This window comes from Serratia sp. GW822-FHT06E05, from assembly GCF_058799445.1.
In genome coordinates this window covers 1,394,967-1,420,524 of the sequence record NZ_JBXALM010000001.1, presented here as the reverse complement: position 1 = coordinate 1,420,524, position 25,558 = coordinate 1,394,967, and the positions used below count along the sequence as shown (strand labels likewise).

Sequence of the window (25,558 nt, the reverse complement as noted above, 5' to 3'; positions counted from 1 at the left end):
GCCGATGACCCAGCCTGTTAATACGCTACGCGGTTTCACCCTCAGCGAATGGCAACACCACTATCACACCCGCCCGGCCGACGAGCGCATTGCCTGCGTGCGCGCTACCCTGACTGCACTGGCCGCCGACCTGCCGGCGGATGACAACGCCTGGCTGTATCTTGCCAGTGCCGCACAGCGTGAAGTGCAGTACCAAAGATTGGCGCAGCGGCTTGAAGCGCTTGCCGGCGATATCAGCCAGCTTCCGCTGTTTGGCATCCCCTTTGCGGTAAAAGACAACATCGACGTCGGCGGCTGGCCGACCAGCGCGGCCTGCCCGGAGTTCGCTTACCTGGCGGCGTCGGATGCCACCGTGGTCGCCAATTTGTGCGCTGCCGGTGCCATCGTGATCGGTAAAACCAATCTCGATCAGTTTGCGACCGGGCTGGTGGGCACCCGTTCGCCACACGGCGCGGTGGTCAACAGTTTCGATAGTCGTTACGTCAGCGGCGGTTCCAGCTCCGGTTCGGCGTCGGTAGTGGCGCGCGGCCTGACGCCGTTTTCTCTGGGCACCGACACCGCAGGTTCGGGGCGCGTTCCGGCAGGATTCAACAATATTGTCGGCCTGAAACCGACCAAAGGCGGGTTGTCGAACCGTGGCGTGGTGCCCGCTTGCCGATTGAATGACACCGTATCGGTGTTTGCCCTGACGGTGGCGGACGCAGCGCTGGTGGCCGAATTGGCCGGCGGCTATGACGCAGCCGATGCCTATTCCCGCATTAACCCCCGCACCGCCCCGGCGGATTTACCTGCGTCACCTCGTTTCGCGGTGCCTGCGCAACTCGAATTTTTCGGCGATGTGCAGGCCGAGCGGGCATTTCAGCGGGCGCTGGTGCAGTTGAAAAGCAGCGGCGTGACGCTGGAAACCCTCGATTTTACGCCGTTTCGCGTGCTGGCGGAGCAGCTCTACTACGGCCCTTGGGTGGCGGAGCGTACCGTGGCGGTCGAAGCGATGCTGAGCGCCAACCCGCAGGCCATCAATCCGGTAGTGCGCGGCATCGTCAATAACGGCCTGAAGTACAGCGCCTGCGATGCTTACAAGGCGGAATACCTGCGTGCCGAACTGACGCGGCAGATTGAGCAGCAACTGGCTCCCTTTGATGCGCTGGTGGTGCCGACCTCGCCGACGATCCGCACCCTGGCGGAAATGGAGCAAGAGCCGGTGTTGTTTAACTCGCAGTTCGGCACCTACACCAATTTCACCAACCTGGCCGATCTGAGCGCACTGGCGCTGCCTGCGCCGATGCGTGACGACGGATTGCCTGCCGGTATCACCCTGATTGCACCCGCCTGGCATGATCGTGCGTTGGCGGCGCTCGGCCAGCGCTGGCAGCAGGCCCAGGATCTGCCGCTTGGCGCAACGGGTCGCCGGTTGCCTGCTGCTCAATTCTTGACGCCATCCAGCCAGCACGTGCGGGTAGCGGTGGTCGGTGCGCACCTCAGCGATATGCCGCTGAATTTCCAGCTCGTGCAACGCGCGGCAACTCTCGTAGAGCAAACCACTACCGCGCCGTGCTATCGCCTCTACGCCCTCGCCAATAGCCAACCGCCAAAGCCGGGGTTGGTCAAAGCCGCTCAGGGGGCCGCCATCAGCGTCGAACTATGGGATATCCCGCTGGCGCGTTTCGGCGAGTTGGTGGCCGAGATCCCGGCGCCGCTGGGTATGGGCACCTTGCTGCTGGCAGACGGGCGACGGGTGAAAGGCTTTATCTGCGAACCCTGGGCGCTAGAGGGCGCGACGGACATCACTGAATTTGGCGGTTGGCGCCACTACATCGCCAGCCAGAAGGGGGCCTGATCATGTTTACAACCGTATTAATTGCCAACCGCGGCGAAATTGCCTGCCGGGCGATCCGCACCCTGAAACGTTTGGGCATCACCAGCGTAGCGGTCTATTCCGACGCCGATCGCAATGCGCCGCACGTGACCGAGGCTAATCTGGCGATACCGCTCGGTGGCGACAAGGCCGCTGACAGCTATCTGTGCATCGACAAGATCCTGGCTGCCGCGGCGCAAACCGGCGCGCAGGCGATTTATCCGGGCTATGGCTTTCTTTCCGAGAGCGCCGAGTTTGCCGACGCCTGTGAAACGGCGGGCATCGCTTTTATCGGCCCGACGGCGGCGCAAATCCGCGAGTTTGGCCTGAAACACCGTGCTCGCGAGCTGGCGGCGGTGGCGCAGGTGCCGATGACGCCGGGTACGGGACTGCTGAACAGCGTTGAGGAGGCGGTCAGCGCCGCCGGCCGCATTGGCTATCCGGTGATGCTGAAAAGTACCGCCGGTGGCGGTGGCATTGGCCTGACGCGCTGCGACGATGAAGCCGCGCTGCGTGAGGCTTATGACAGCGTAAAACGCCTGGGCGAGCAGTTCTTCCGCGACTCTGGGGCCTTTATTGAGCGCTTTGTCGATCAGGCCCGGCACGTGGAAGTGCAAATATTTGGTGACGGTCAGGGCTGGGTGGTGGCGCTGGGTGAGCGCGACTGCTCATTGCAACGCCGCAACCAGAAAGTGGTGGAGGAAACCCCGGCACCGAATCTGCCCACCGCCACGCGTCAGGCGCTGCATCAAGCCGCTGTGGCGCTGGGGGCGTCGGTCAACTACCGCAGCGCCGGCACCGTGGAATTTATCTACGACGCTGCACGTGACGAGTTTTATTTTCTGGAAGTGAATACTCGCCTGCAAGTGGAGCATCCGGTGACTGAATGTGTCACCGGGCTGGATCTGATCGAATGCATGTTGCAGGTGGCGGCGGGCGATGCGCTGGACTGGGCGGCGTTGCAACGAGCGCCGCAGGGGGCATCGATTGAAGTGCGCATTTATGCCGAAGATCCTCTGAAGCATTTCCAACCCAGCCCCGGCGTGCTGACTGAAGTGCACTTTCCGGACGATGTGCGCGTCGACGGTTGGGTGGCCACCGGCAGCGAAGTGTCGGCCTTTTATGACCCGATGATCGCCAAGCTGATCGTTCATGGCGAAGACCGCCGCCAGGCGCTGGAGAAAATGCGTGTCGCGCTGGATGCAACCCGACTGCACGGGATTGCCACTAACCTGGACTACCTGCGACAGGTGATTGCGACCGAGGCATTCCAGAACGGCAGCGTCTGGACACGCATGCTGGACAGCTTCCGGTTCCAACCCAATAGCATTGAAGTGCTGCAGCCGGGCACCTACAGCAGCGTGCAGGATTATCCCGGCCGTGTTGGCTATTGGGATATCGGCGTGCCGCCGTCCGGGCCGATGGACGACTTCGCTTTCCGGCTGGCCAACCGCATTGTTGGCAACCACCCCAGCGCCGCCGGGTTGGAGTTTACCCTGCAGGGGCCGACCCTGCGTTTTCACTGCGACGCCATCATTGCCCTGACCGGCGCGGATTGTCCCGCCGATCTGGACGGTGAGGCCGTGGCCTACTGGCAGCCGATAGCGGTGCGTGCCGGTCAGGTACTGCGTTTGGGGCGAGCACAGCGGGGATGCCGTACCTATCTGGCGGTACGCAATGGTTTTGACGTGCCGGTGTATCTGGGCAGCCGTTCGACCTTTGCGCTGGGGCAGTTTGGCGGCCACGCCGGCCGTACCCTGCGCGTGGCGGACATGCTGGCGGTATCGCAACCGGGTTTGGCTGCCGCCACGACTCCGGCGCCGATTGCGGCCCCGCAGGCAATGGACGAAAGCCTGATCCCGCAGTACGGCAATCTGTGGAATATCGGCGTGCTGTATGGTCCGCACGGCGCACCCGACTTCTTTACCCCGTCATCCATCGAACGTTTCTTTGCCGCCGAATGGCAGGTGCATTACAACTCCAACCGGTTGGGTGTACGCCTGTCCGGGCCTAAACCGGAATGGGCGCGACAGGACGGCGGCGAGGCGGGGCTACACCCGTCCAACGTGCACGACTGCGAGTACGCCATCGGTTCGATTAACTTCACCGGCGATTTCCCGGTGATCCTTACCCGCGACGGACCGAGCCTGGGCGGCTTTGTTTGCCCGGTGACCATCGCCAGGGCGGAGCTGTGGAAGGTCGGTCAGGTGAAACCAGGGGATCGCATCCGTTTTCATCCTATCGGTTTCAAGCAGGCGCAGTCGCTGGAGCAGGCGCAGCTCGGCAGTATCGAAGCCCTGGCAGCGGTGAAGGCTATCACCCTGGCACCGCCGGATCTGATGCCGGGCACGACCGCCTCCGCCGCCATAGTGGCGGCGTTACCGGCCACCGACAGTCGGCCGGCAGTGGTCTATCGCCAGGCCGGGGATGGTTACATTTTGCTGGAGTACGGCGACAACGTGCTCGATCTGGCGCTGCGGCTGCGCATCCATTTGCTGATGCAATCGCTCAAGCAGGACGTGATCCTGGGCGTGGAGGAGCTGGCTCCCGGCGTGCGATCGCTGCAGATCCGTTATGACAGCCGCATTATCGGTCAGGCCGATTTACTCCAGCGCTTGTTGGCGCGCGAACAGGCGTTGGGTGATGTCAGCCAGCTGAAAGTGCCGACGCGAACGGTTTATCTGCCGATGGCGTTTGAAGATTCCGCCACGCTGGGCGCGGTGGAACGTTACCAGCAGACGGTGCGTTCGTCGGCTCCCTGGTTGCCGAACAACGTCGATTTTATCCAGCGCATCAACGGGCTCGGCAGCCGCGAGCAGGTGCGCGACATCATCTTCGACGCCAGCTACCTGATCCTCGGGCTGGGCGACGTCTACCTGGGCGCACCCTGCGCGGTGCCGATCGACCCGCGGCACCGTTTGCTCAGTTCCAAATACAACCCGGCGCGCACCCATACCGCCGAAGGCACGGTTGGCATCGGCGGCATGTACATGTGCATCTATGGCATGGATTCGCCGGGCGGCTATCAGTTGGTCGGACGTACCTTGCCGATTTGGAACAAATTTCTCAAAAACCCGCAGTTCAACCCCGGTGAGCCCTGGCTGCTGCATTTCTTCGATCAGGTGCGTTTCTACCCGGTGAGCGAGCAGGAGCTGGATGAGCAGCGCGAGGCATTCCGCGAAGGGCGCGCGCAGATCCGCATTGAGGACAGCGAATTCGATTTTGCCGATTACCGCCGTTTTCTGGCGGAAAACGCGGAAGACATCAACGCCTTCCAGCAGCGCCAACAACAAGCATTCAGCCACGAAGTGACGCGCTGGCAGGCGGAAGAAGGGGAGGCCGAGGCCCAATTGTTGCCACCGCAGACTGATGAGGAAGAGGTGGATGGCGACCTGGTCAGCGCCGACCTGAATGGCAGCGTGTGGAAGATCCTGGTCGAGCCGGGGCAGAGGGTAGAAGCCGGTCAACCGCTGATCGTGGTCGAGGCGATGAAAATGGAACTGGCGGTCACCGCGCCGCGCGCCGGGATCATCAAGCGCATCAGTTGCCAGCAGGGACGACCGGTGGGGCCGGGCGATGCGCTGCTGTGGCTGGAACACGCCAGCTGACGCTCAATCATTCACGTCGGGGCGCGCTATGCCGCGCCCACGGAGAGGCATGCGATGCAAATCACCAATAACCGCAGCAAAGCTCGGCCGGAGGGGCTGGCGGAACGTATCTATCTGCAGCTCAAGGACGACATTTTTGATTTTCACCTGCTGCCGGGCGATCGCTTCAGCGAAAACGAAATTGCCGTGCGTATGGACGTCAGCCGTACGCCAGTGCGTCAGGCGTTGTTCTGGCTGGAGCGCGAAGGCTACGTAGAGGTGCATTTTCGCAGCGGCTGGCAGGTGCGCCCGTTCGATTTTGCCTACTTCGAAGAACTGTATGACCTGCGCATCGTGTTGGAGTGCGAAGCGGTAAAACGGCTGTGCGCTCGGCCAATGGGCGAGGTGCCGGGGCAGTTGGCGGCGCTTACCCGTTTTTGGATCGACGAACCGCGGCTGGAGGAGGGAAAAACCGTCTCAGTGCACGACGAGCAGTTTCATATGGCGCTGGTCGAGGCGGCGGGGAATGGAGAAATGGCGCGTATTCACCGCGATTTGACCGAGAAAATTCGCATCATACGTCGGCTCGATTTCACCCAGGAAAGCCGGGTGGAGGCGACCTACAACGAACACGCCGCCATTTTGCGGGCGATCTTGCAACACCGAACCGAGGAGGCGCAAACGCGGCTCAGTCACCATATTGCCGTCAGCAAGGCTGAAGTAAGAAAAATAACTCTGCATATGCTGCATCAGGCCCGGCTTCGTCAGCCATAACCCGGCGTCTTTCGAGCTGCAGCGTTGTTGGCTGCAACTCGAAATTCATAGGGTTAATTCTTCTTAACAAGGTGGGTTTTCTAACATCAACATCAGGAGTTTGAATTATGCAACGTCGTCACTTTATAAAAGCTTTTGCGTTGTCCGCCACCGTGATCGGCATGGGGATGGCCTGGGGCGTACAGGCCGCCGACACCATCAAGGTCGGTATCCTGAGCTCGCTGTCCGGCACCATGGCGATTTCTGAAACGCCGCTGAAAGACGTGGCGCTGATGACCATCGACGATATCAACGCCAAAGGTGGCGTGTTGGGTAAAAAGCTTGAGCCGGTGGTGGTGGATCCGGCCTCCAATTGGCCGCTGTTCGCCGAGAAGGCGCGTCAGCTGTTGAGTCAGGACAAGGTGGCGGCGGTGTTTGGCTGCTGGACTTCGGTGTCGCGCAAGTCAGTGCTGCCGGTGTTTGAAGAGCTGAACGGCCTGCTGTTTTACCCGGTGCAGTACGAAGGGGAAGAGATGTCGCCGAACGTGTTCTACACCGGTGCCGCGCCTAACCAGCAGGCAATCCCGGCGGTGGAGTATCTGCTGAGCGAAGACGGCGGAGCGGCCAAACGCTTCTTCCTGTTGGGAACCGACTACGTGTATCCGCGCACCACCAACAAGATACTGCGCGCCTTCCTGCATTCGAAAGGGATCCCGGATAAAGACATTGAAGAGGTCTATACGCCGTTCGGTTACAGCGACTATCAGACCATTGTCGCCAACATTAAAAAATTCTCCGCCGGGGGCAAAACGGCGGTGATCTCCACCATCAACGGTGACTCCAACGTCCCCTTCTACAAAGAGCTGGCCAACCAGGGGATCAAGGCTACCGATGTGCCGGTTATTGCCTTCTCGGTCGGTGAAGAAGAGCTGCGCGGTATCGACACCAAACCGCTGGTGGGTAACCTGGCGGCCTGGAACTACTTCGAGTCGGTGGATAACCCGACCAACAAGCAGTTTGTCAGCGAATGGCGAGCCTACGCCAAGGCCCATAACTTGCCGAACTACGCCACCGCCGTGACCAACGACCCGATGGAAGCGACCTATGTCGGCATTCACATGTGGGCGCAGGCGGTTGAGAAGGCCGGAACTACCGACGTTGATAAGGTGCGCGCCGCCATGGCCGGACAGACCTTCGCTGCGCCATCGGGCTTTACCCTGACCATGGACGCCACCAACCACCATCTGCATAAGCCGGTGATGATCGGTGAGATTGAAGGCAACGGTCAGTTCAACGTGGTGTGGCAGACCGATGCGCCTGTTCGCGCTCAGCCGTGGAGCCCGTACATTGCCGGCAACGACAAAAAGCCGGATCACCCGGTAAAAGGCGGTCAGTAAAACCCGGTTCCCCCGCTGCGGCGGGGGCAGGCTACGACGCCCCATTGCGACGAGACACCCGATGAAACTTTTCTCTTTAAGCCAACTCAGGCCTCTGTGTTTTCTGCTGTGCTGCCTGCCGATGTTCGCGCAGGCGGGGCCGGCCGATGAATTTGCTACGGCCAATCGCACGCAGCAAGCCAAATTATTACAGGCATGGGCCACCGCGCCGGATGCTTCGCGACTGCCGTTGCTGCAAGCGCTGAAACAAGAAAGTGTGGTGATCGACGACGCCAAACATGCCTTTGTCCAGCAGGGCGAAAATTACCAGCCCTTGTCTGGCAGCGCTGCCCCGGTCGGCACACCGAAGAAGCTGTGGTTGAACAACCGGCTGCGCATCCTGATTGCCAACGCACTGTCGGCGCATCGGCTGGTCAGCGAGGACCCGGCGGTGCGTTTACAGGCGGCGCAGGCCCTGCAGCGCGAGGCGCAAAGCGATCAGTTGCCGCTGCTGACCCAGCGTTTGGCGCTGGAACAAGACAGCCGGGTGCATGAGGCATTGAGCATCGCGCTGGCGAATCTGCAACTTAACGATGCCGATGCCGGGGTACGCCTCAACGCGGTGCGCTTGCTTGGCAGCTCGGGCGATCCTGAAACGCAAACGCGCCTGCAGGCGTTGACGGAGAAAGGCCATGAGCCGGACGCCGCGGTACGTGCCGAAGCGATGAAAAGCCTGAGCAGCGTGAAACATCGGCTGATGATCGGTGACCTGATCGGCCAGGCATTTACCGGTCTGTCGCTGGGTTCGATCCTGCTGTTGGCGGCGCTCGGTTTGGCAATCACCTATGGCCTGCTGGGGGTGATCAACATGGCGCACGGCGAAATGCTGATGCTCGGCGCCTATTCGGCTTATCTGGTACAGGGGCTGTTTCAGCAGTTTGCGCCGCAGTGGCTGGCGCTGTATCCGCTGGTGGCGCTGCCAGTGGCGTTCGCCATCACGGCCTGCATCGGCATGGCGCTGGAGCGCACGGTGATCCGCCACCTTTACGGCCGACCGCTGGAAACGCTGTTGGCCACCTGGGGCATTAGCCTGGTGCTGATCCAAGGGGTACGGGTGTTGTTCGGTGCGCAAAACGTGGAGGTCGCAAACCCGGCCTGGCTGTCGGGCGGTATTCAGCTCCTGCCGAATCTGGTGCTGCCGTGGAACCGCATTGCCGTCATCGTGTTTGTGGCGTTGGTCCTGATCCTCACCTGGCTGTTGCTGAATAAAACCCGACTGGGCATGAACGTGCGAGCCGTGACGCAAAACCGCGGCATGGCCGCGTGTTGCGGTGTGCCCACCGGCCGTGTCGATATGCTGGCATTCGGGTTGGGGTCCGGCATTGCCGGGTTGGGCGGCGTAGCCTTGTCGCAGTTGGGCAATGTCGGGCCCGAGCTGGGGCAGGGTTATATCATCGACTCCTTCCTGGTGGTGGTGCTTGGCGGCGTGGGCCAGTTGGCCGGTACGGTGGTGGCGGCTTTTGGCCTCGGTATCCTCAACAAAATTCTCGAACCACAGATTGGCGCCGTGCTGGGTAAAATCCTGATCCTGGCGCTGATTGTCCTGTTTATTCAAAAGCGTCCTCAGGGGCTATTTGCCCTCAAGGGCAGGGTGAATGACTGATGAGCCAACCTTTGACTGTAACCGGGGTGCAAAAGGCCCCCCGGCTGGCGCTCGGCATCGGCGGGCTGGCGTTGCTGACGCTGTTAATCATGCCGTTTCTCGCGCTGTTACCGGCGGATCACCCGCTGGCGATCTCCACCTATACCCTGACGCTGGTAGGCAAAATTCTGTGCTATGCCGTGGTGGCGGTGGCGCTTGATCTGGTGTGGGGCTATGCCGGGTTGTTGTCCCTGGGTCATGGGCTGTTTTTCGCCCTGGGTGGCTATGCCATGGGCATGTACCTGATGCGCCAGGCGGCGGGAGAGGGCCTGCCGAGCTTTATGGCGTTCTTGTCCTGGAGCGAACTGCCCTGGTTTTGGAGCGGCACCCAGTATTTCGCCTGGGCATTGTGCCTGATTGTGCTGGTGCCGGGCGTGCTGGCTTTTGTCTTCGGCTACTTCGCCTTCCGTTCAAAAATCAAAGGCGTCTATTTTTCCATCATGACGCAGGCATTGACCTATGCTGGCATGCTGCTGTTCTTCCGCAACGAAACCGGGTTTGGCGGTAACAACGGCTTTACCGGCTTCACCACGCTGCTGGGTTTTCCGATCACCGCGACCGGCACGCGGGTGGCGTTGTTTCTGGCAACGGTGTTGTTGCTGGCGGCCAGTTTGGCGATCGGCTTTGCCCTGGCGCGCAGCAAGTTTGGCCGGGTATTAACCGCGGTGCGCGATGCGGAGAATCGCCTGACGTTTTGCGGCTACGATCCAAAAGGTTTCAAGCTGTTCGTCTGGACGCTGTCGGCGGTGCTGTGCGGCCTGGCCGGGGCGTTATATGTGCCGCAGGTGGGCATTATCAACCCGGGTGAAATGTCGCCGACCAACTCGATCGAGGCCGCTATCTGGGTGGCACTCGGCGGACGCGGCACCTTGGTGGGGCCGCTGCTCGGTGCCGGTATCGTCAACGGTGCCAAAAGTTGGTTCACCATGGCGATCCCGGAATACTGGCAGTTCTTCCTTGGCCTGATGTTTATCATCGTCACGCTGTTCTTGCCCAAAGGGGTTATCGGCCTGCTACGCAGAGGGAAATCACAATGAATTCGCTGCAAATGACTGACGAGTTGTTCACCCAAGCGTTGCCGGCGGATAAACATCGCCAGCAAACCGATCCGGTGCTGTTGCTCGACAAGATCAACGTCAGCTTCGACGGTTTTCGCGCACTGAGCGATTTGTCGCTGCAGATTGGCGTAGGGGAATTGCGCTGTGTGATCGGGCCAAACGGGGCAGGGAAAACCACCTTGATGGATGTGATCACCGGCAAAACCCGACCGGACAGCGGCAGAGTGTTTTACGATCAAACTGTCGATCTGACCGCGTTGGATCCGATGCAGATTGCCCAGGCCGGCATTGGCCGCAAGTTCCAAAAGCCTACGGTGTTTGAGGCACTGACGGTGTTCGAAAATCTTGAGATTGCCCAGAAGGCGAAGAAATCGGTGTGGGCCTGCCTGCGCGCCAGGCTGAGCGGCGAACAGCGCGACCGTATCGATGAAATGCTGAAAACCTTGCGGCTGGGCCATGAGCGACATCGGCCCGCCGGACTGCTGTCCCACGGGCAGAAGCAATTTCTTGAGATTGGCATGCTGTTGGTGCAGGAGCCGCACCTGTTGCTGCTCGACGAACCGGCAGCAGGAATGACGGATGCGGAAACCGAGTACACCGCCGAGCTGTTCAGCGCATTGGCGGGCAAGCATTCACTGATGGTGGTAGAGCACGACATGGGCTTTGTCGAAACCATCGCCGATCATGTCACCGTACTGCATCAGGGCCAGGTGCTGGCGGAGGGCTCTTTGGTGCAGGTGCAGGCCAACGAGCAGGTGATTGAAGTCTATTTGGGGCGCTGAGGAACCACTATGTTGCAGGTTAACGAGCTGAATCAATACTACGGCGGCAGCCATATTTTACGCGGCCTGTCGTTTGAGGCCCGCATCGGTGAGGTGACTTGCCTGCTGGGGCGCAACGGCGTGGGGAAAACCACGCTGCTGAAATGCCTGATGGGGCTGATCCCGGTTAAAAGCGGCACCCTCAGTTGGCAGGGTACGGCCCTTAACGGCAAAAAACCGCACCAGCGTGTACAAGCGGGGATCGCCTATGTGCCGCAGGGGCGAGAGATTTTCCCGCGCCTGACGGTAGAGGAAAACTTGCTGATGGGGCTGGCGCGTTTTTCCGGCTCGGAGGCACGTAAGGTGCCGGAACATATTTATGAGTTATTCCCTGTCCTGTTGCAGATGAAAGATCGGCGCGGTGGCGATCTCTCTGGCGGGCAGCAACAGCAGTTGGCGATTGGGCGTGCGCTGGCCTGTCGGCCGCAGTTGTTGATCCTCGACGAGCCGACCGAGGGGATCCAACCTTCGGTGATCAAAGAGATCGGCGCTGTGATCAAGCAGTTGGCGGCAGGTGGTGATATGGCGATCCTGCTGGTAGAGCAGTTCTATGATTTTGCCGCCGAATTGGCAGACAGCTATCTGGTGATGTCGCGTGGCAGCATCATTCAGCGCGGGGCAGGCAGCGCGATGGAGCAGGACGGCGTACGCGGGCTGGTGGCGATATAAACGTGGGGATTACCCAATAAATTGCGTGCGGGTGGGATCCCGGGAGTGATGCAAAACCCTGATGATTCTTACCCAATGGATATCTTCACGAAAATAAATGAGATGCCCAGTGGCTGGCAGAACGCAGAGATCTTGTGCAATCAAGGCTACGTTTCTGCCAAGCTGAAAATGGCTAAGATTATCAAATGCCTTATGAATATGGTTAAGGTAGCCTTCGGCGGCTTGTAATCCATACCGCTCCAGGCCATAGAAATAAATACTTTCCATGTCATCCAGCGTTTTTGGGCGGACGACTAGTTTTCTCCGCATCCTTTTGTTTTACTCCGTATTCTTTCCATGAACACATCTTGATCCCACTCTTGGGCATCGCCACTATTTTCACCTTCGGCGATCAAGCGGCGCAGTTCTTCCAGTTTTGATGCAGCTGTACGTTCGCGCAGGGTACGTACCGATTCGCGGATGACCTCGCTTGGGGTACGGTAGTCGCCGCTGGCGACCAGGCCTTCGACAAACCCACGCAGTTCTTCACCCAGGTCTACCGTTAATGTTCTGCCCATTGTGCGCCTCCATCAATTATGTCTCTTTTGTAAGATTTGTTCTTACAATATAGTTGCTAAGATACTTCAGGAACTGACCGACTGCAAACCTCGGTCCGTTTGGATAATCGGGGATACACCTAAAATAATTAAGGATAATTATGAACGAAATCAATATCTCACGCCTGTCTTGTATCGTCCTGTCACTGTTCCCGGCCCTGTGGGGGATTTTCAGCCTGCTGAACAATACTGCGGATTTTGCCAATACCGCCCGGCATGCCGTGGGGCCCCTGCTAACTATGCAAAATACCTATCAGGTGCCCGGTCTGATGTGGCGTGCCATCACCGCGCCCTGGGCCGGAATGGTCGGGTTGGCGTTTATTACCCTGCTGGAATCTCTGGCCGGGATCGCGGCAACCTTGGGCATAGTGCTGATGGTGAAACATAGGGGTCACTCTTATGCGACGTTCGCCAGAGGCAAAGCCTGGGCCATGCTGGGTGCGCTATGTGCGATTACAGTATGGGGGATCGGTTTTATGGTGGTCGCCGGCGACTGGTTTATGGCCTGGCAGGCCAAGGAGGATCCGCTGGCGGTGCAGCTGGGAGCCTTGCTGTATATGGTGCCCAATACGCTGGCGCTGATGTTGTTGATGTTGCAACGGGACTCGCGATAGGCGCTGAGGGGGCGACATTTTAATAAAACTGCGGCGAAGTTCGCGAAAGTGTTGCCAAATGCTAACCTGCCGCAGTCTGTCACATTTCGTTCATAATTGTGCCATAGCATAATGACTCTTAAATAAATTGATAATAAATCAACAGGTTAAATTTTTTAAGGGAACAGGCATGAGCGATAAACCACAGAATGATTTGCCGCCGTCGGCGCAGGATCAACAGCAGCAACCGAGCAACCCGGCGCGTCGCCGCTTTTTGGCGGGGGCGACGGCATTGGGCGTTGGCGCCTCCATTGCCCCCTTGGCCGGAGCCGCGGCGGAGGGGAACAAAAAAGTGCTGCTAAACGCTTTGCCGCAAAGTGCGCAAAACTCATTGCTGCGACGCTATGTGAAGAATGTGGTGGTGATTTACGCCGAAAACCGCAGCTTCAACAACCTGTTCGCCAATTTCCCCGGGGTAGAAAAACCGCTGTCGGCGCTCAAGCCGGAGGAGTACCAGCAGCGCGATCGCGATGGTCAACTGCTGGATACGCTGCCGCCGATCTGGAAAGGCCTGGTGCCGAAGGCTCAGGAAGTCGGGCATGTTAACTACAAAATCGACGAAGATGCGGTTTTTCCACTCAACTGCCGAATCAGCCGTTTGTACTGACCGGGCCGCAGGGCGAAAACCTGCCGCATGGCGTGGTAACTCGCGATTTGTGGCACGTGTTTTATCAGAACCAGATGCAGATCAACGGCGGCAAAAATGACAAATTCGTCGCCTGGGCCGATTCCGGTGCTCTGACCATGGGCTATTACGGCGACGGCGCATACAACCTGCGGCTATGGACGTTGGCGCAGGAATTTACCCTGTGCGATAACTTCTTCCAGGGGGCGTTTGGCGGCTCGTTCCTCAATCATCAGTATCTGATTTGCGCCCGCCCACCGTTCTACCCCGACGTGCAAAACTCTGTCGCCAAAGACGGCATTGCTCAGCTTGAAAGCGACGACGTGACGGACTGGCGTTTAAAGCCGCTGAGCGATTCGCCGGTCAGCGCTTCATTCGGCATTCCGCTGTTCGGCAAAAGCCTGCTGACGCCGGACGGTTACGCGGTCAATACCATGGCGCCACCGTACTGGCCGTCATGGACGCAGGATGAGAAAGATCCGACGTTGGCGGATGCCACCATGCCCAACGTTATGCCGCCACAGAAACACCCGCACGTTGGCGATTTGCTCAGCCAGAAAGGGATCGATTGGGCCTGGTACGCCGGTGGTTGGCAGTACGCGCTGGACAACCGCAAAGATCAGGGTGATTTCCCCGGCGCACCGGATTTTCAGTATCATCATCAACCGTTCAATTACTTTGAAAATCTGGGGCCGGCCAACCCGCAGGCGCGCGAAGCTCATTTGCGTGATGGCGGCATTGGCGATTCAACCGCCGGCAATAAATTCCTGGCGGCGGTGGAAGCGGGCACCTTGCCGCCGGTCGCTTTCTACAAGCCACAGGGCAACCTCAATATGCACGCCGGCTATTCGGATGTCGAAGCCGGAGACCGTCATATTGCCCATATTATCAATAGCCTGCGTAATGGCCCGCAGTGGGATAACAGCGTGGTGGTCATTACCTTCGATGAAAACGGCGGCTGGTGGGATCACGTTGCACCGCCGCAGGGGGATCGTTGGGGACCTGGCTCGCGCATTCCAGCGTTGGTGATCTCACCGTTCGCCCGTAAGGGATATGTCGATCACCAAGTGTACGATACCGGATCCATCTTGCGATTCATCAGTCGGGTGTTTGATTTGCCAACGCTGGAAGGGCTGGCAGATCGCGATAAGGCAATGGCGACGCGTGGCCAGAAACCCTTGGGGGATCTGACCGGCACGCTGGAGTTTCCGGGTTAATCTCATGCTTGAGCGCTGGAGTTACAGCGCTTTCGACATATACCAGATGCCGATGGAACCTTGGGCGCTGGTGTAGCAGGTTTCGCCGCAAATGCTCAGCCCCTGACGTTGGTAAAAACGCTGGGCGCTGGTGTTGCGCTTTAGCACCTCCAGCCACAGCGTTGTCTGCCGGCGTTCGAGTGCCCGCTGCTGTACCTGTTCAAAAAAACGCTGGCCGTAACCCTGGCCGGCATATTCCGGCAGGAAATAGATTTTCTGCAGTTCTGCGCCCGTCTGTTGAGTGGGCGCCAGCAGGCTGTTGAAGTTCAGCCGTGCATAGCCCACCAGACGCTCGTCTTCATAGCCCAACAGCCAGCACACGTCCGGATCCTGCAGGGTCTGCTCCAGGGCTTCGACCGCAAAGTCCTGAGCCAAAAAAGCATCCAATTCCGCTTTATGGTGCCAAAGTTCGCCAAAATGGGCCTGATAAGTACGAATACCGACGTCACGAACTAGCGCTAAATCATGGCGTAAAGCCTGGCGAATACTGAACATGTAAACCTCTTGATGGATAGGAACAGGGCCGTTGGCGAGGATTTAGGCAATCCAGCGCATACTCAATATACTCAATATCCGCATACCGGAGGGCGTATGACCGAGAAACAACACACCCATCGTCGACAGGGACATCCATGGCCATGCAGATGCTCACTGCCGATCAGCTACAGCATCTTAAGCCAAGTAAAGGTTCGGCGCGATTCCTGGTAGTTGAAATCGATCCCGATGCTCATCAACCCCAAAGGCCAGAGTCACGTCGGTAATAACGCTTTGCGTAAAAAACTGACGTGACTCCGTGGTGGATCCGAATACGGCGATGCAAATGCTGGAGATTGCGTGGGATAGGGTGACAAAGTCTGCTGGAGTGAAGGTTCCGGTAGCTGCAGTCGACATTGAAAGCGAAGCCAGTGAACCTGACGCTTTAATGGAAACGAGTTATCTATTGCTGTTAGCACGGTATCAGTAACAGATAAAAGCGTTTTAATACATCTATTCGAACTGGCCGATAGCATGGGGATTACGCTTCTGGAGGGGGGGGTGAGCACGCCAATATTATCGGTTTAGCGCTTTTCCTCTCTTCCTCTCTTCCTCTCTTCTTCCTGATCCTGACTGAGCCCGATCAGTCCAAATGTTTCGGCGTCTCGCGCCTGAATCCCAGACCGATAATCCGGCCAAACAAATGTGGCAACCAACGGCTGTTGCCTACCCGGGCCATCAGTTTGGAGCTCTCGCCGGCACGGCGTTTTTTCGGCCTGCGCTGGCTCATTTTGATTTGCAGGAACTGAGTGGCTTTGGTGGGGAAGTTGCGGCGTCGCTGTACCTGCTGCAGGTGTTTTAGCTGCAAGCGCTGGCTGCGCAGCGGGGGAATGATCGCGTTGGCGGTCGCGACTGCATCCTGAATCGCCAGATTCACCCCAACGCCACCGATGGGTGACATGGCGTGCGCGGCATCGCCAATGCACAGCACGCCCGGCTTGGCCCACTGATCCAGACGATCGATGCGGATGCTGAGCAGCTTCACCTGTTGCCAACTGACGATCGTTTGCAGGCGATGATCCTGGAACGGTGCCACCTCGGCAATCTGCAGTAAAAAATTCTCCAGCCCGTGTTGTTGGATCGCCTCGAAGCTGCCTTTGTCGATCGAATAGCCACACTGCCAGTATTCACCCCGGTCGATCATGATGAAGTTTTGCTTTGGTCCGGTGTGGCCCATCGACCAGGCCGGATCGCCTTCCTGTTTATCGATTTTCATCCACAACACGTCGCGCGGTGAGCCAAAACTGTGGCTGCTGAGAGAAGCCTGTTCACGCACCACCGAGTTGCGTCCGTCGGTACCTATCACCAACTGGCAGCGAACGCGGATCGGCCCTTCCGGCGTGTCCGCCAGCACGCCGCAGACCTGGCCGCGATCGTACAACAGCTGGTGCACCTGCGCGGACTTGATCAGTGTGAATTCGGGAAAGGCGGCGGCCTTTTCTGCCAGAAAGTTGAGAAACTCCCATTGCGGCATAAAGGCGATAAATTTGCAGCGGGTTGGCAAGCGTGTGAAGTCTGCCAGCCGAATGTCACGCCCGGCGATCTCGGCATGCAGCGTTTCCGCACGCTGGTGTGGCAGAGCCAGCAATGCTTCCAGCAGGCCAAGCTGGTGCATGATTTCCAGCGTCGAGGGGTGAATGGTATCGCCGCGAAAATCACGCAGAAAATCGGCGTGTTTTTCCAGCACCGTCACGTTAATGCCAGCCCGAGCCAACAAATAGCCGAGCATCAGCCCGGCGGGGCCGCCGCCAACGATACAGCAACGGGTGACATAAGGCGTGATCAGGGACTGTGGCATAGCGGTGACCTCAACGAGTCGCATCCTGCAAATCGTTATTGAAAACTTTATTATGATAATGATTATCAATATCAAATAAGGCTGTCAACCCGTAGCACTGTGTGGTCAAAGAGTGAAAACCGATTTTTTTGCCCGTGCTCGCCTGGCGTCAGGCTTTACCTCATCCTGAATGGCAGCCCCGTCGTCACCGGCGGGCAAGGGGAAGAGTATTTCCGAACGCCTTGCTGAAAGCGGTTGACCCGCGATGCCTGACGCGCCATCTTTATCCATAAATCGGTATTATTTTGATTAATGGTTCTTAAAAACGGGACGGTCAGTATGGGGCGTGTCACCTTTGATCTCGAAGATCTGCGCAGTTACGTTACCGGTATTGAGTTGGGCAGTTTCGCCAAAGCGGCGGAGCGGCTGGGGCGCTCAACCTCGGCAGTCAGCGCGCACCTGAAAAAGCTGGAGCAACAGGTTGGCACCCCGATTCTGCGCAAGGCCGGGCGCAACATGGTGATGACCGAGGCCGGCGAGACATTGCTGGGCTACGCCCGCCGGCTGCTGGAGCTGAACGATGAGGCCGCCGCCGCGGTGCGCGGGCTGGATTTGCATGGCCGGGTACGCTTGGGGTTACAGGAGGACTTCGGAGAAACCTTTTTGCCGCAGGTGTTGGGCAGTTTCACTCGCGCGCATCCGCGTGTGCGCATCGAAGCGCGGATCGCCCGCAATGCCGAGCTGATCGACTGGGTATTGAAAGGGGAGCTGGATTTGTCGCTGGCGTGGGACGGGGGCATCAGCACGCCATTTCACCAGGCGCTGGGGCAAAGGCAAATGCACTGGATCGCCTCGCCTGATTTTGATCTGTCGCTCTGGCGCAGTGGGCATGAACCGCTGCCGTTGGTGATGTTCGACGCCCCTTGCCTGATGCGCAGTGCGGCGACGCAGGCATTGGATCGCGCCGGGATTGCGTGGCGTGTCGCCTTTACCAGCCGTAGCCTGAATGGCGTATGGGCCGCCGTCAGCGCCGGGCTGGGAGTGACGGTACGCACCGATGCCGGGCTGCCGTCGGGATTATCCCTTCTGCCGCCCGGCATGTTACCGACGTTAAGCCCGCTTGGCGTGGTGTTGCATCGCGCACAAGAAACTCCAGCGGCGGCCATCCAGCGGTTGGCGCAAATCGTGGCCGACAGAATCAAAAACTAGTCTTGCTCGATCGGCTGATTGCCGCTCAGCGCACCCCATTCGGTCCAGGCGCCGTCATACAGTTTCACCTGTTTTACATCGAGGGAAAGCAGGCCAAAAGCCAGCACTGCCGCAGTTACCCCGGAGCCACAGCTGGTGATGATTGGCCCGTTGAGATCGACGCCCTTGTCTCTGAAGGTTTTCTTGAGGGCTTCCAGCGATTTGAAGCGGCCGTTTTCCAGCAGTTCGCCGTAAGGAATATTGATGCTGCCGGGAATATGGCCACGGTGCAGGCCAGGGCGCGGCTCTGGGGCTTCAGCGTAAAAACGCGGTGCGGCGCGTGCGTCGAGGATCTGCACCTGCGTGTTCAGCGCCTGTTCCACCTGCTGCATAGTGACTACCGCGTCTGCATTGAAGCGGGCGTTGAAGGTTTGCTGCGTGCGTTGCGTTGCGCCGGTTTCCAGCGGTTGGCCCAGCGCAGTCCAGCCGTTGAGGCCTTCGTCCAGCACATAAACCTGCTGCGCGCCAAAGTTACGGAAGGTCCACCAGCCGCGTGGGGCAGAGAACTGATTGCCCTCGTCATAGAACACAATGGTGTGTTGATCGCTAATGCCCAACTTGCCTGCCGCCGCGCTGAAGGCTTCCGCCGTGGGCAGCATATGCGGCAGATCGGTGTTTTTATCCGCGACGTCATCGATATCGAAGTACACCGCGCCCGGGATATGACCGCGTTCAAATTCGGCAAGCATATCTTTTTTCGGTACCAGGCCGACCGGAGACATTCTGACATCGACCACGACCAGATTTTCATCGTTGATATGTTGTGCAAGCCATTGGGGAGTAACCAGAAACGGAGAGTTCATCGTCATTGTTCGCCTGTGGTGAAAACGGTTTTTCACTATACACCAGCGCGCACTCCGATGAGGTAAGATGTTAGCTCAATGGCGAAAACGGGAGCCAGGCGGGATGACGGATAAGCATTTTGGTGGCGCGAAAATCGCGCTGTTGTGCGGCAACAGCGTGCTGACCTATCAGCGAGACGACAAGCCCGACATTCCCTGGCCTGGCTGCTGGGATCTGCCCGGTGGCGGGCGCGAAAACGACGAAACGCCGCTGCAATGCGTGCAGCGGGAAACCCTGGAAGAGTTCGGCCTGCGGATTGCCGCGGGGCAGGTTCTTCACCAGCAGCGCTACGAGGGGATTTTCGCCGGCTATCCACCGACCTGGTTTATGCTGGGCGAAATCACCCCGCAGCAGATTGCCGCCATCCGCTTTGGCGATGAAGGGCAGCGTTGGCAGATGATGACACTCGACCGCTTTATCCATCACCCGCAGGGGATCTCCCATCTTCAACAGCGGCTGGCGGAGCACCTGCAGCGTTAGGGTAGCTCCTCGGCCTCCACCCGGGCGATCAGCGCCTCCAACTGACGGTCGGAAAAGACCTCAATGCCATTCTGACGCAGCAGTTCGGCGGTGACGCCGCTGCCGGGTTTGGTCTGGCCGCTGAAAGAACCGTCGTAGATAAATTGGCTGCCGCAGGACGGGCTGCCGTCGGTGAGCAGGGCAAAGCGGCAGCCGTGGCGCCGCGCGGTTTCCAGCGCCAGATGGGCGCCAAGCAGGTAACTGTCGGTGACGTCACCGCCGCTGATCTCCATAACCCGAGCCCGTTGCGCGAGCACCGTGGCCCCTTCGGCGGCCGGAGTGATTTCTGCTGAGGGACGTGGCGTGGAGAAGCCGGCGGCCAGTTCCGGGCAGCAAACCACTAAACGGCCTTCGCGCTGCCAGCGCAGCAGGGTGAGATGGGGCAACGGTTTATCGGAACCGTTATAGCGAACTTTAAAACCGGCCAGGCAGGCGCTGAATAAAATTTTTGACGGCATGGGTCTGTCTCTGTCGCAGTGGCGAAAGCGTGGCACAGGTGGCCCACGCGCGCGGCTTTAACATAGCAGAATCAACCCGCCGAGGGCAGGGCCAAACGGTTAATCTCCACCGGTTCAAGGATGCGCAAGTCTGTCTCGCGCCGTGCCACGGCCAACATTGCCAGTCCGATACGTTCGGTGGTGGTGACCTGATTGGGAAACAGCCGTTGGGCGCCAAACCACAGCGGTTTAAAAAGCCGGTACAGCAGATCATAAAGCCGGGTTCGGGAGCGGATGCCGTGCAGCGGCACGATAACGCCCGGGCGGAACATCACCGCATGGAACGGCAGCGCCAACAAGGCATTTTCGGTTGCGCCCTTGACCCGTGCCCACATGCTGCGGCCTTGTTCGCTGCTGTCGGTGCCGACGCCGGAGACGTAAATAAAGACCATGTTCGGGTTTAACCGCGCCAGCGGGCGGCCCGCAGCCAGCGTCAGATCGTAGGTCAGGGCACGGTAGCGTGCTTCGCTCATGCCGGCGGAAGATACACCAAGGCAGAAGAAGCAGGCGTCGTAGCCGCTGAACTGAGTCTCCAGGGCGGACAAATCACTCAGATCGGGCAATGTCAGTTGGCGAAGCTTGGCATCGCTTTGCGTCAGTTCACTGCGGCCGATGCTCAGCACTTCCGTCACCTGCGTATCGAGCAGACATTCGCGCAGTGCGCCTTGCCCGACCATGCCGCTGGCGCCGAATATTATCACTTTCATAACCTGTTCTCCTGACGCCCGGCGATGCGTTGATGACGCCAGCGGTTCGGCGTTTGTGATTCCCATTGCATAAAGGCGCGGCTAAATGAATTCAGTTCTTCGAACCCGAGCACGAAGGCAATTTCACCGGGCTCCAGATCGGTATCCGACAGCAGATGACAGGCCGTACGGTGGCGGGTTTTATCCAACAGTTGCTGATAGCTGTAGCCGTGCTGTTGCAGACGACGCTGCAGGGTGCGTGGGCTGAGGTACAGCTCGGCAGCCACGCTGTTCACGCTGGGTCGTTGTCCGCGCATGCTACGGGTGAGGATCGCCATCACCCGTGCGGGCAAACTGTCGTCCTGCTCGACCTTGGCCAACTCGGCTTCCAGCCCAGGCAGCAGCACGGCCAGCATGTCCTGGTTATAGGTGATAAAGGGCTGCTGCATCAGCGCACGATCAAACACCAGCACGTCCAACGGGGCATCGAAGCGGATCGGACAGCTAAAATGGCGCAGCAACGGCGAAGCGGGATCGTGGTGCCGCGTCAGTTCAATCGCCCTCGGTTGAATTGCCAGGCCGGTGCCACGACGGCACAGAGTAGTGATGGACGCAAACATGGCGTCCACCAACAGCTCAGGGGCATGACCTTCGGCCATGGTCCAACGGGTGTGCAACCGCACGGCCTCGCCGTCTTCCGTCAGCGTCAGTTCTTCGGGACACACCAACCGCTTGTAGCGGGCGACTTTTTGCAAGGCCTCCCCCAGCGTCGCCGAATGCAGCGCCGCGACCGAAGCGATATCGTAATGCTCCGGTGCGACGTCACTGCCGAGGCGAAGACCAAAGGCCGTATCGTCGGTCAGGCGCGGGAGCGCCTGCCAAATATCAAAGAACTGCCTGGTGGAAAGCTTGACCTTTTCGCGCCCGTGGCTGAGTAGCCCGCTGGGGAGGCCGGCCAGTTGACCAAGCTTTTCAATATCCACCCCCAGTGCCTTGAGACGAATGGCTAAGGCGCTGGAGACCGGGATTTGATCGCTGCTCATGGTGTTCCTTATGATTTACCGGCCACCAACGCCGCCATGGTTTCGTGATCCGGTTGGCTATCGTCCCGGTCGGTGCTCAGGCTGAGGTAACGGAATTTGGCATCCGCTGCTTCCCGTTCGGCCTGCACCTGTCCGGCGATAAATACCGCATCGCTGCCGAGTAACAGGCGCAGCGGGGGTTCATCCATCTCGGCGATCTGCAAGATAACCTGCGCGGCCTTGGCCGGGTCGCCGGGTTGGTTGCCGTTATGCTGTTGCAAGTAGTCTAGCATGGGCCCAAGCGTTGCCTGGTAAGCGGCGCTGACAGGGGCGATGGTCATTGATGAGCCGGCCCAGTCGGTGCGGAAGCCGCCGGGTTCAACCAGGGTCACCTTCACGCCGAAGGGCGCAATTTCTTTTGCCAGCGATTCGGAGAAACCTTCGACCGCCCACTTGGCGGTGTGGTAAGCACTCAGACCCGGTACGCCAAGGCGTGCGCCTATGGTGGAGATCTGAATGATATGGCCGCTGCCTTGTTGACGCAGCACCGGTAGCGCCGCGCGGGTGACGTTAAAAACGCCATAGAAATTGGTATCGACCTGGGCGCGGAAATCGGCTTCATCGGCATCCTCCACCGGCGCGATGTTGCCATAGCCGGCATTGTTGACCACCACATCCAGTCGGCCGAAGCTGTCTATTGCTGTCTGTACCGCACGTTTGGCGGCCACGGCGTCAGTAACGTCCAACGCCACCGTGACCACTTGCTCACCGTACTGTTCCACCAGCGGCTGTAACTGCTGTGGCTGGCGTGCGGTCGCGACCAGACGGTGCCCGGCGGCCAAAACAGCCTGCGCCAACTGCTGGCCCAAACCGCGTGAACTGCCGGTAATTAACCATACCTGAGACTGAGACATAACCACCTTCCTGTACCTGCTTGTTGAAGAGGTTCTACTCTAGAAGGTTCGTCCGCATGCGGATAATCCGATTACGCCAGAGTTTAATCCGATCGCGCCAATGTGATGTCGCGCTCTGGGGCGTGCGCCAGCATCAGCATTTGAATGGTCTCGCCAACCCGTTGCACCGCTTGTTCAATCTCTGGCGTCAGCTTGGGCGCATAGTTGATACGCAGGCAGTTACGGTATTTACCGGAGGCGGAAAAAATGCTGCCGACGGCGATCTGCACACCCTGTTGTTCCAAATGGCGATTTAGCCGCAGGGTATCAAACGCTTCATCCAGCTCAATCCACAGCATAAAGCCGCCGCGCGGTTGGCTAACACGGGTACCGGGCGGGAAGTACTTCATTATCCATCCGGTCATCACGTCCCGGTTCTGCTGGTAGCGGGTACGCATGCGCCGCAAATGTTGCAGATAGTGGCCGTGGCGGATGAATTCGGCAATCGCCAGCTGTGGTTGGGTCGCGGTAGAGCCGGTGCCGATATATTTCATGTGCAACACGCGATCCAGATAACGCCCTGGGGCAATCCAACCGATGCGCAGGCCGGGTGCCAGCGTTTTGGAGAACGAGCTGCACAGCAATACCCGGCCGTCTTCATCGAAGGATTTGATGGTGCGAGGCCTTGGGTATTGGTAGGCGATATCACCGTATACGTCGTCTTCGATGATCGTCACATCGTAGCGCTGCGCCAGCGTCAGCAAACGCTGTTTGCGCTCCTCCGGCATAATGTAACCCAAGGGGTTATTGCAGTTGGGCGTCAACAGAATGGTTTTCACCGGCCACTGCTCCAGCGCCAGTTCCAGCGCCTCCAGGCTGATCCCGGTCAGCGGATCGGTAGGGATTTCCAACGCCTTCATGCCCAACCCTTTCAGCGTTTGCATGGTGCCGTGAAAGCAGGGGGAGTCTACCGCCACGATATCCCCCGGCTGGCAGACGGCGCGCAGGCCGGTGAACAACGCCTCGTGGCAGCCGGTGGTGATCACCAACTGGTCGGCGCTAATCTGGCAACCGGAGTCCAGCAGCAGCCGGGCGATTTGTTCACGCAAGCCGATAACGCCTTGAATGCTGTCGTAGAGCAGGCTGCGCAGATCGCCGTGACGCCCCAGGGTGCCCAGCGCTTTGGTCAACGGTTTCAGCGTAGGTTCGCTGATATCCGGCATGCCACGGCCGAGCTGGATCACATCTTCGCGCGGTTTATTTCGGATCAGTTCCAGTACCTGCTCCCACTGCGAAATATCCACCGGTCGCTGCACCGGACGGGTGACGGCGGGAAGCTCGGCCAGAGTGCGGTGCCTTTGTACGAAATAGCCGGATTTGGGGCGCGCTTCCACCAGTTGGCTCTCTTCCAGCAGGCGATAGGCCTGTTGCACCGTGCTGATGCTGACGCCGTGTTCCAGGCTTAGCGCGCGCACCGACGGCAGACGATCGCCGGCCGGATAGAGCCCCTGTTCGATGCGTTGGCTAAGGAGCGCGGCCAGGGTGGCGTAGCGTGTCATACAGATACCCAAAGTGAGAATGGTTGAGGAAAAAACCGGTACAGATGAGATTAAATTAGACCATTCAGATAGGCAGAGACAGCTTTTGTATGGAAAAAATATCAACGCCCTGAATCTGTATTGTTTTTCGCGCGATCAGCATCATAGGTTTCGTGGCCAAACCGAAAGAGGACCTGTGATGAGCATTTCTGTTGAGGGCGAACCGGTACAGCACCGGGCGAGATTTCCACTTTGGCAGTTGTACCTGCAGCGTTATCGCACCCGTAGATCTTTGTTGCAGTTGGACGATGCCCAACTGGCGGACATTGGTCTGTCGCGCGCGCAGGCAATGCAAGAAGGGCGCAAGCCTTTTTGGAGAACATAAATGTTGAAATTGTTGGGTAAGGCCTCGTCGATCAATGTGCGCAAAGTATTGTGGACCAGCCATGAACTGGCGTTGCCGCTGACCAGAGAAGACTGGGGCAGTGGTTTTCGATCCACGCAAACACCGGAGTTTTTGGCCCTTAACCCCAATGGCCTGGTGCCGGTATTGATTGACGGCGATCGGGTGCTGTGGGAATCCAACACGATTTGTCGTTATCTGGCGGGCCGGGAAGGGCGTCAGGATCTGTTGCCGACAGAACCGGGCGCACGGGCAGCGGTAGAAATGTGGATGGACTGGCAGGCCACCGATCTCAACAACGCCTGGCGCTATGTTTTCATGTCGCGAGTTCGCCAGGATGCCGCCTACCAGGATCCGGAGCGACTGGCAGCGGCGGAGCGGGAGTGGAACAGGTTAATGGGCATGCTCGAACAGCATTTGGCGCAGGGGAATGGTTATATTGCTGGCACGACCTTTAGCCTGGCGGATGTGGTCATTGGGCTGTCGCTCAATCGTTGGCTGATGACGCCTTTCTCGCGCCCGGATTACCCAGGGTTACAAGGGTATTTGCAACGGCTGCAACAGCGGCCGGGTTTCTTGCTGTATGGTGCCAACGGGTTGCCATGATATGAAATAAAATATTCATTTTGGCCTGACATCTTTGGCCA

Annotated in this window: 25 protein-coding genes; 15 read left to right on the top strand and 10 right to left on the bottom strand. The window is 58.9% G+C overall.

The window, feature by feature from the left end; translation table 11 throughout:
* Nucleotides 1–4 precede the first annotated feature (4 nt).
* The 8 genes from atzF to urtE all read left to right on the top strand — a co-directional run bounded on the left by atzF (nucleotide 5) and on the right by urtE (nucleotide 11,821).
* Complete coding sequence (atzF, locus tag AC1RKC_RS06690; RefSeq protein WP_493091799.1) at nucleotides 5–1,837, top strand: allophanate hydrolase; 1,833 nt, start codon at nucleotides 5–7, stop codon at nucleotides 1,835–1,837.
* Between the two features lie 2 nt (nucleotides 1,838–1,839).
* Complete coding sequence (uca, locus tag AC1RKC_RS06685; RefSeq protein WP_046374175.1) at nucleotides 1,840–5,463, top strand: urea carboxylase; 3,624 nt, start codon at nucleotides 1,840–1,842, stop codon at nucleotides 5,461–5,463.
* A 54-nt stretch (nucleotides 5,464–5,517) separates the two neighbouring features.
* Nucleotides 5,518–6,216, top strand: coding sequence for a GntR family transcriptional regulator (locus tag AC1RKC_RS06680; protein WP_046374174.1), 699 nt, complete (start codon nucleotides 5,518–5,520; stop codon nucleotides 6,214–6,216).
* Between the two features lie 107 nt (nucleotides 6,217–6,323).
* Nucleotides 6,324–7,592 carry an urea ABC transporter substrate-binding protein gene (gene urtA / locus AC1RKC_RS06675; protein ID WP_122077750.1) on the top strand — a complete coding sequence of 423 codons (1,269 nt, stop codon included), beginning with the start codon at nucleotides 6,324–6,326 and terminating at the stop codon, nucleotides 7,590–7,592.
* A gap of 61 nt (nucleotides 7,593–7,653) precedes the next feature.
* Nucleotides 7,654–9,234: an urea ABC transporter permease subunit UrtB gene (gene urtB, locus AC1RKC_RS06670; RefSeq protein WP_392456919.1), complete on the top strand. Its 1,581-nt coding sequence runs from the start codon at nucleotides 7,654–7,656 to the stop codon at nucleotides 9,232–9,234.
* Entirely contained in the window at nucleotides 9,234–10,310 is a 1,077-nt protein-coding gene (gene urtC, locus AC1RKC_RS06665) for an urea ABC transporter permease subunit UrtC (protein ID WP_122077754.1), read from the top strand. The genes urtB and urtC overlap by 1 nt, the downstream gene beginning before the upstream one ends.
* Nucleotides 10,307–11,113 carry an urea ABC transporter ATP-binding protein UrtD gene (gene urtD, locus AC1RKC_RS06660; protein ID WP_493091800.1) on the top strand — a complete coding sequence of 269 codons (807 nt, stop codon included), beginning with the start codon at nucleotides 10,307–10,309 and terminating at the stop codon, nucleotides 11,111–11,113. Before urtC ends, urtD begins: the two co-directional genes overlap by 4 nt.
* A 9-nt stretch (nucleotides 11,114–11,122) precedes the next feature.
* Nucleotides 11,123–11,821, top strand: a complete 699-nt coding sequence (gene urtE, locus AC1RKC_RS06655; protein WP_046374172.1) for an urea ABC transporter ATP-binding subunit UrtE — start codon at nucleotides 11,123–11,125, stop codon at nucleotides 11,819–11,821.
* A gap of 9 nt (nucleotides 11,822–11,830) precedes the next feature.
* Here urtE and AC1RKC_RS06650 read toward each other — a convergent pair whose 3' ends face one another.
* Complete coding sequence (locus AC1RKC_RS06650) at nucleotides 11,831–12,130, bottom strand: type II toxin-antitoxin system RelE/ParE family toxin (RefSeq protein WP_261439860.1); 300 nt, start codon at nucleotides 12,128–12,130, stop codon at nucleotides 11,831–11,833.
* The gene (locus AC1RKC_RS06645; protein WP_261439859.1) at nucleotides 12,115–12,378 is read right to left on the bottom strand and encodes a type II toxin-antitoxin system ParD family antitoxin; all 264 of its coding nucleotides are present in this window, start codon (nucleotides 12,376–12,378) and stop codon (nucleotides 12,115–12,117) included. The genes AC1RKC_RS06650 and AC1RKC_RS06645 overlap by 16 nt, the downstream gene beginning before the upstream one ends.
* 140 nt (nucleotides 12,379–12,518) lie before the next feature.
* Between AC1RKC_RS06645 and AC1RKC_RS06640 the strand changes: the two genes are divergently transcribed.
* From AC1RKC_RS06640 to acpA, 3 genes are all read left to right on the top strand, one after another.
* Entirely contained in the window at nucleotides 12,519–13,031 is a 513-nt protein-coding gene (locus tag AC1RKC_RS06640) for a DUF2165 family protein (RefSeq protein ID WP_020825849.1), read from the top strand.
* A 169-nt stretch (nucleotides 13,032–13,200) separates the two neighbouring features.
* A complete protein-coding gene (locus AC1RKC_RS06635; protein WP_493091803.1) occupies nucleotides 13,201–13,677 on the top strand; it encodes a hypothetical protein in 477 nt (158 codons plus the stop codon).
* Nucleotides 13,653–14,912, top strand: a complete 1,260-nt coding sequence (gene acpA / locus AC1RKC_RS06630; RefSeq protein ID WP_493137955.1) for an acid phosphatase — start codon at nucleotides 13,653–13,655, stop codon at nucleotides 14,910–14,912. Before AC1RKC_RS06635 ends, acpA begins: the two co-directional genes overlap by 25 nt.
* A 21-nt stretch (nucleotides 14,913–14,933) precedes the next feature.
* On the opposite strand, the gene AC1RKC_RS06625 is transcribed toward acpA, so the two are convergent.
* Nucleotides 14,934–15,446, bottom strand: a complete 513-nt coding sequence (locus AC1RKC_RS06625) for a GNAT family N-acetyltransferase (RefSeq protein ID WP_020825851.1) — start codon at nucleotides 15,444–15,446, stop codon at nucleotides 14,934–14,936.
* Nucleotides 15,447–16,068: 622 nt separating this feature from the next.
* The gene (locus AC1RKC_RS06620) at nucleotides 16,069–17,283 is read right to left on the bottom strand and encodes an FAD-dependent oxidoreductase (protein WP_261135089.1); all 1,215 of its coding nucleotides are present in this window, start codon (nucleotides 17,281–17,283) and stop codon (nucleotides 16,069–16,071) included.
* A 318-nt stretch (nucleotides 17,284–17,601) separates the two neighbouring features.
* Here AC1RKC_RS06620 and AC1RKC_RS06615 point away from each other — a divergent pair, with 318 nt between their 5' ends.
* Nucleotides 17,602–18,471, top strand: coding sequence for a LysR substrate-binding domain-containing protein (locus AC1RKC_RS06615; RefSeq protein ID WP_261158536.1), 870 nt, complete (start codon nucleotides 17,602–17,604; stop codon nucleotides 18,469–18,471).
* On the opposite strand, the gene sseA is transcribed toward AC1RKC_RS06615, so the two are convergent.
* The gene (gene sseA / locus AC1RKC_RS06610; RefSeq protein ID WP_371078517.1) at nucleotides 18,468–19,313 is read right to left on the bottom strand and encodes a 3-mercaptopyruvate sulfurtransferase; all 846 of its coding nucleotides are present in this window, start codon (nucleotides 19,311–19,313) and stop codon (nucleotides 18,468–18,470) included. The genes AC1RKC_RS06615 and sseA overlap by 4 nt on opposite strands.
* A gap of 103 nt (nucleotides 19,314–19,416) precedes the next feature.
* On the opposite strand from sseA, the gene AC1RKC_RS06605 reads away from it, so the two are divergent.
* Nucleotides 19,417–19,833: an NUDIX hydrolase gene (locus tag AC1RKC_RS06605; RefSeq protein WP_020825856.1), complete on the top strand. Its 417-nt coding sequence runs from the start codon at nucleotides 19,417–19,419 to the stop codon at nucleotides 19,831–19,833.
* Here AC1RKC_RS06605 and AC1RKC_RS06600 read toward each other — a convergent pair.
* From AC1RKC_RS06600 to AC1RKC_RS06580, 5 genes are all read right to left on the bottom strand, one after another.
* Nucleotides 19,830–20,330, bottom strand: coding sequence for a 2-thiouracil desulfurase family protein (locus tag AC1RKC_RS06600; protein WP_020825857.1), 501 nt, complete (start codon nucleotides 20,328–20,330; stop codon nucleotides 19,830–19,832). The genes AC1RKC_RS06605 and AC1RKC_RS06600 overlap by 4 nt on opposite strands.
* Nucleotides 20,331–20,401: 71 nt before the next feature.
* Complete coding sequence (locus AC1RKC_RS06595) at nucleotides 20,402–21,076, bottom strand: Rossmann-fold NAD(P)-binding domain-containing protein (protein WP_149573434.1); 675 nt, start codon at nucleotides 21,074–21,076, stop codon at nucleotides 20,402–20,404.
* The gene (locus AC1RKC_RS06590; protein ID WP_046374163.1) at nucleotides 21,073–22,098 is read right to left on the bottom strand and encodes an AraC family transcriptional regulator; all 1,026 of its coding nucleotides are present in this window, start codon (nucleotides 22,096–22,098) and stop codon (nucleotides 21,073–21,075) included. The genes AC1RKC_RS06595 and AC1RKC_RS06590 overlap by 4 nt, the downstream gene beginning before the upstream one ends.
* Before the next feature lie 8 nt (nucleotides 22,099–22,106).
* Nucleotides 22,107–22,991: an oxidoreductase gene (locus AC1RKC_RS06585; RefSeq protein ID WP_401660183.1), complete on the bottom strand. Its 885-nt coding sequence runs from the start codon at nucleotides 22,989–22,991 to the stop codon at nucleotides 22,107–22,109.
* Between the two features lie 83 nt (nucleotides 22,992–23,074).
* Nucleotides 23,075–24,529, bottom strand: a complete 1,455-nt coding sequence (locus AC1RKC_RS06580) for an aminotransferase-like domain-containing protein (protein WP_493091808.1) — start codon at nucleotides 24,527–24,529, stop codon at nucleotides 23,075–23,077.
* Nucleotides 24,530–24,707: 178 nt separating this feature from the next.
* Here AC1RKC_RS06580 and AC1RKC_RS06575 point away from each other — a divergent pair, with 178 nt between their 5' ends.
* Together AC1RKC_RS06575 and AC1RKC_RS06570 are read left to right on the top strand one after the other, a co-directional pair.
* Nucleotides 24,708–24,893 (top strand): DUF1127 domain-containing protein, encoded by a 186-nt coding sequence (locus tag AC1RKC_RS06575; RefSeq protein ID WP_046374161.1) that lies wholly within the window; start codon nucleotides 24,708–24,710, stop codon nucleotides 24,891–24,893.
* Nucleotides 24,894–25,517 carry a glutathione S-transferase family protein gene (locus AC1RKC_RS06570; RefSeq protein WP_261138552.1) on the top strand — a complete coding sequence of 208 codons (624 nt, stop codon included), beginning with the start codon at nucleotides 24,894–24,896 and terminating at the stop codon, nucleotides 25,515–25,517.
* The last annotated feature ends 41 nt before the right edge of the window (nucleotides 25,518–25,558 follow it).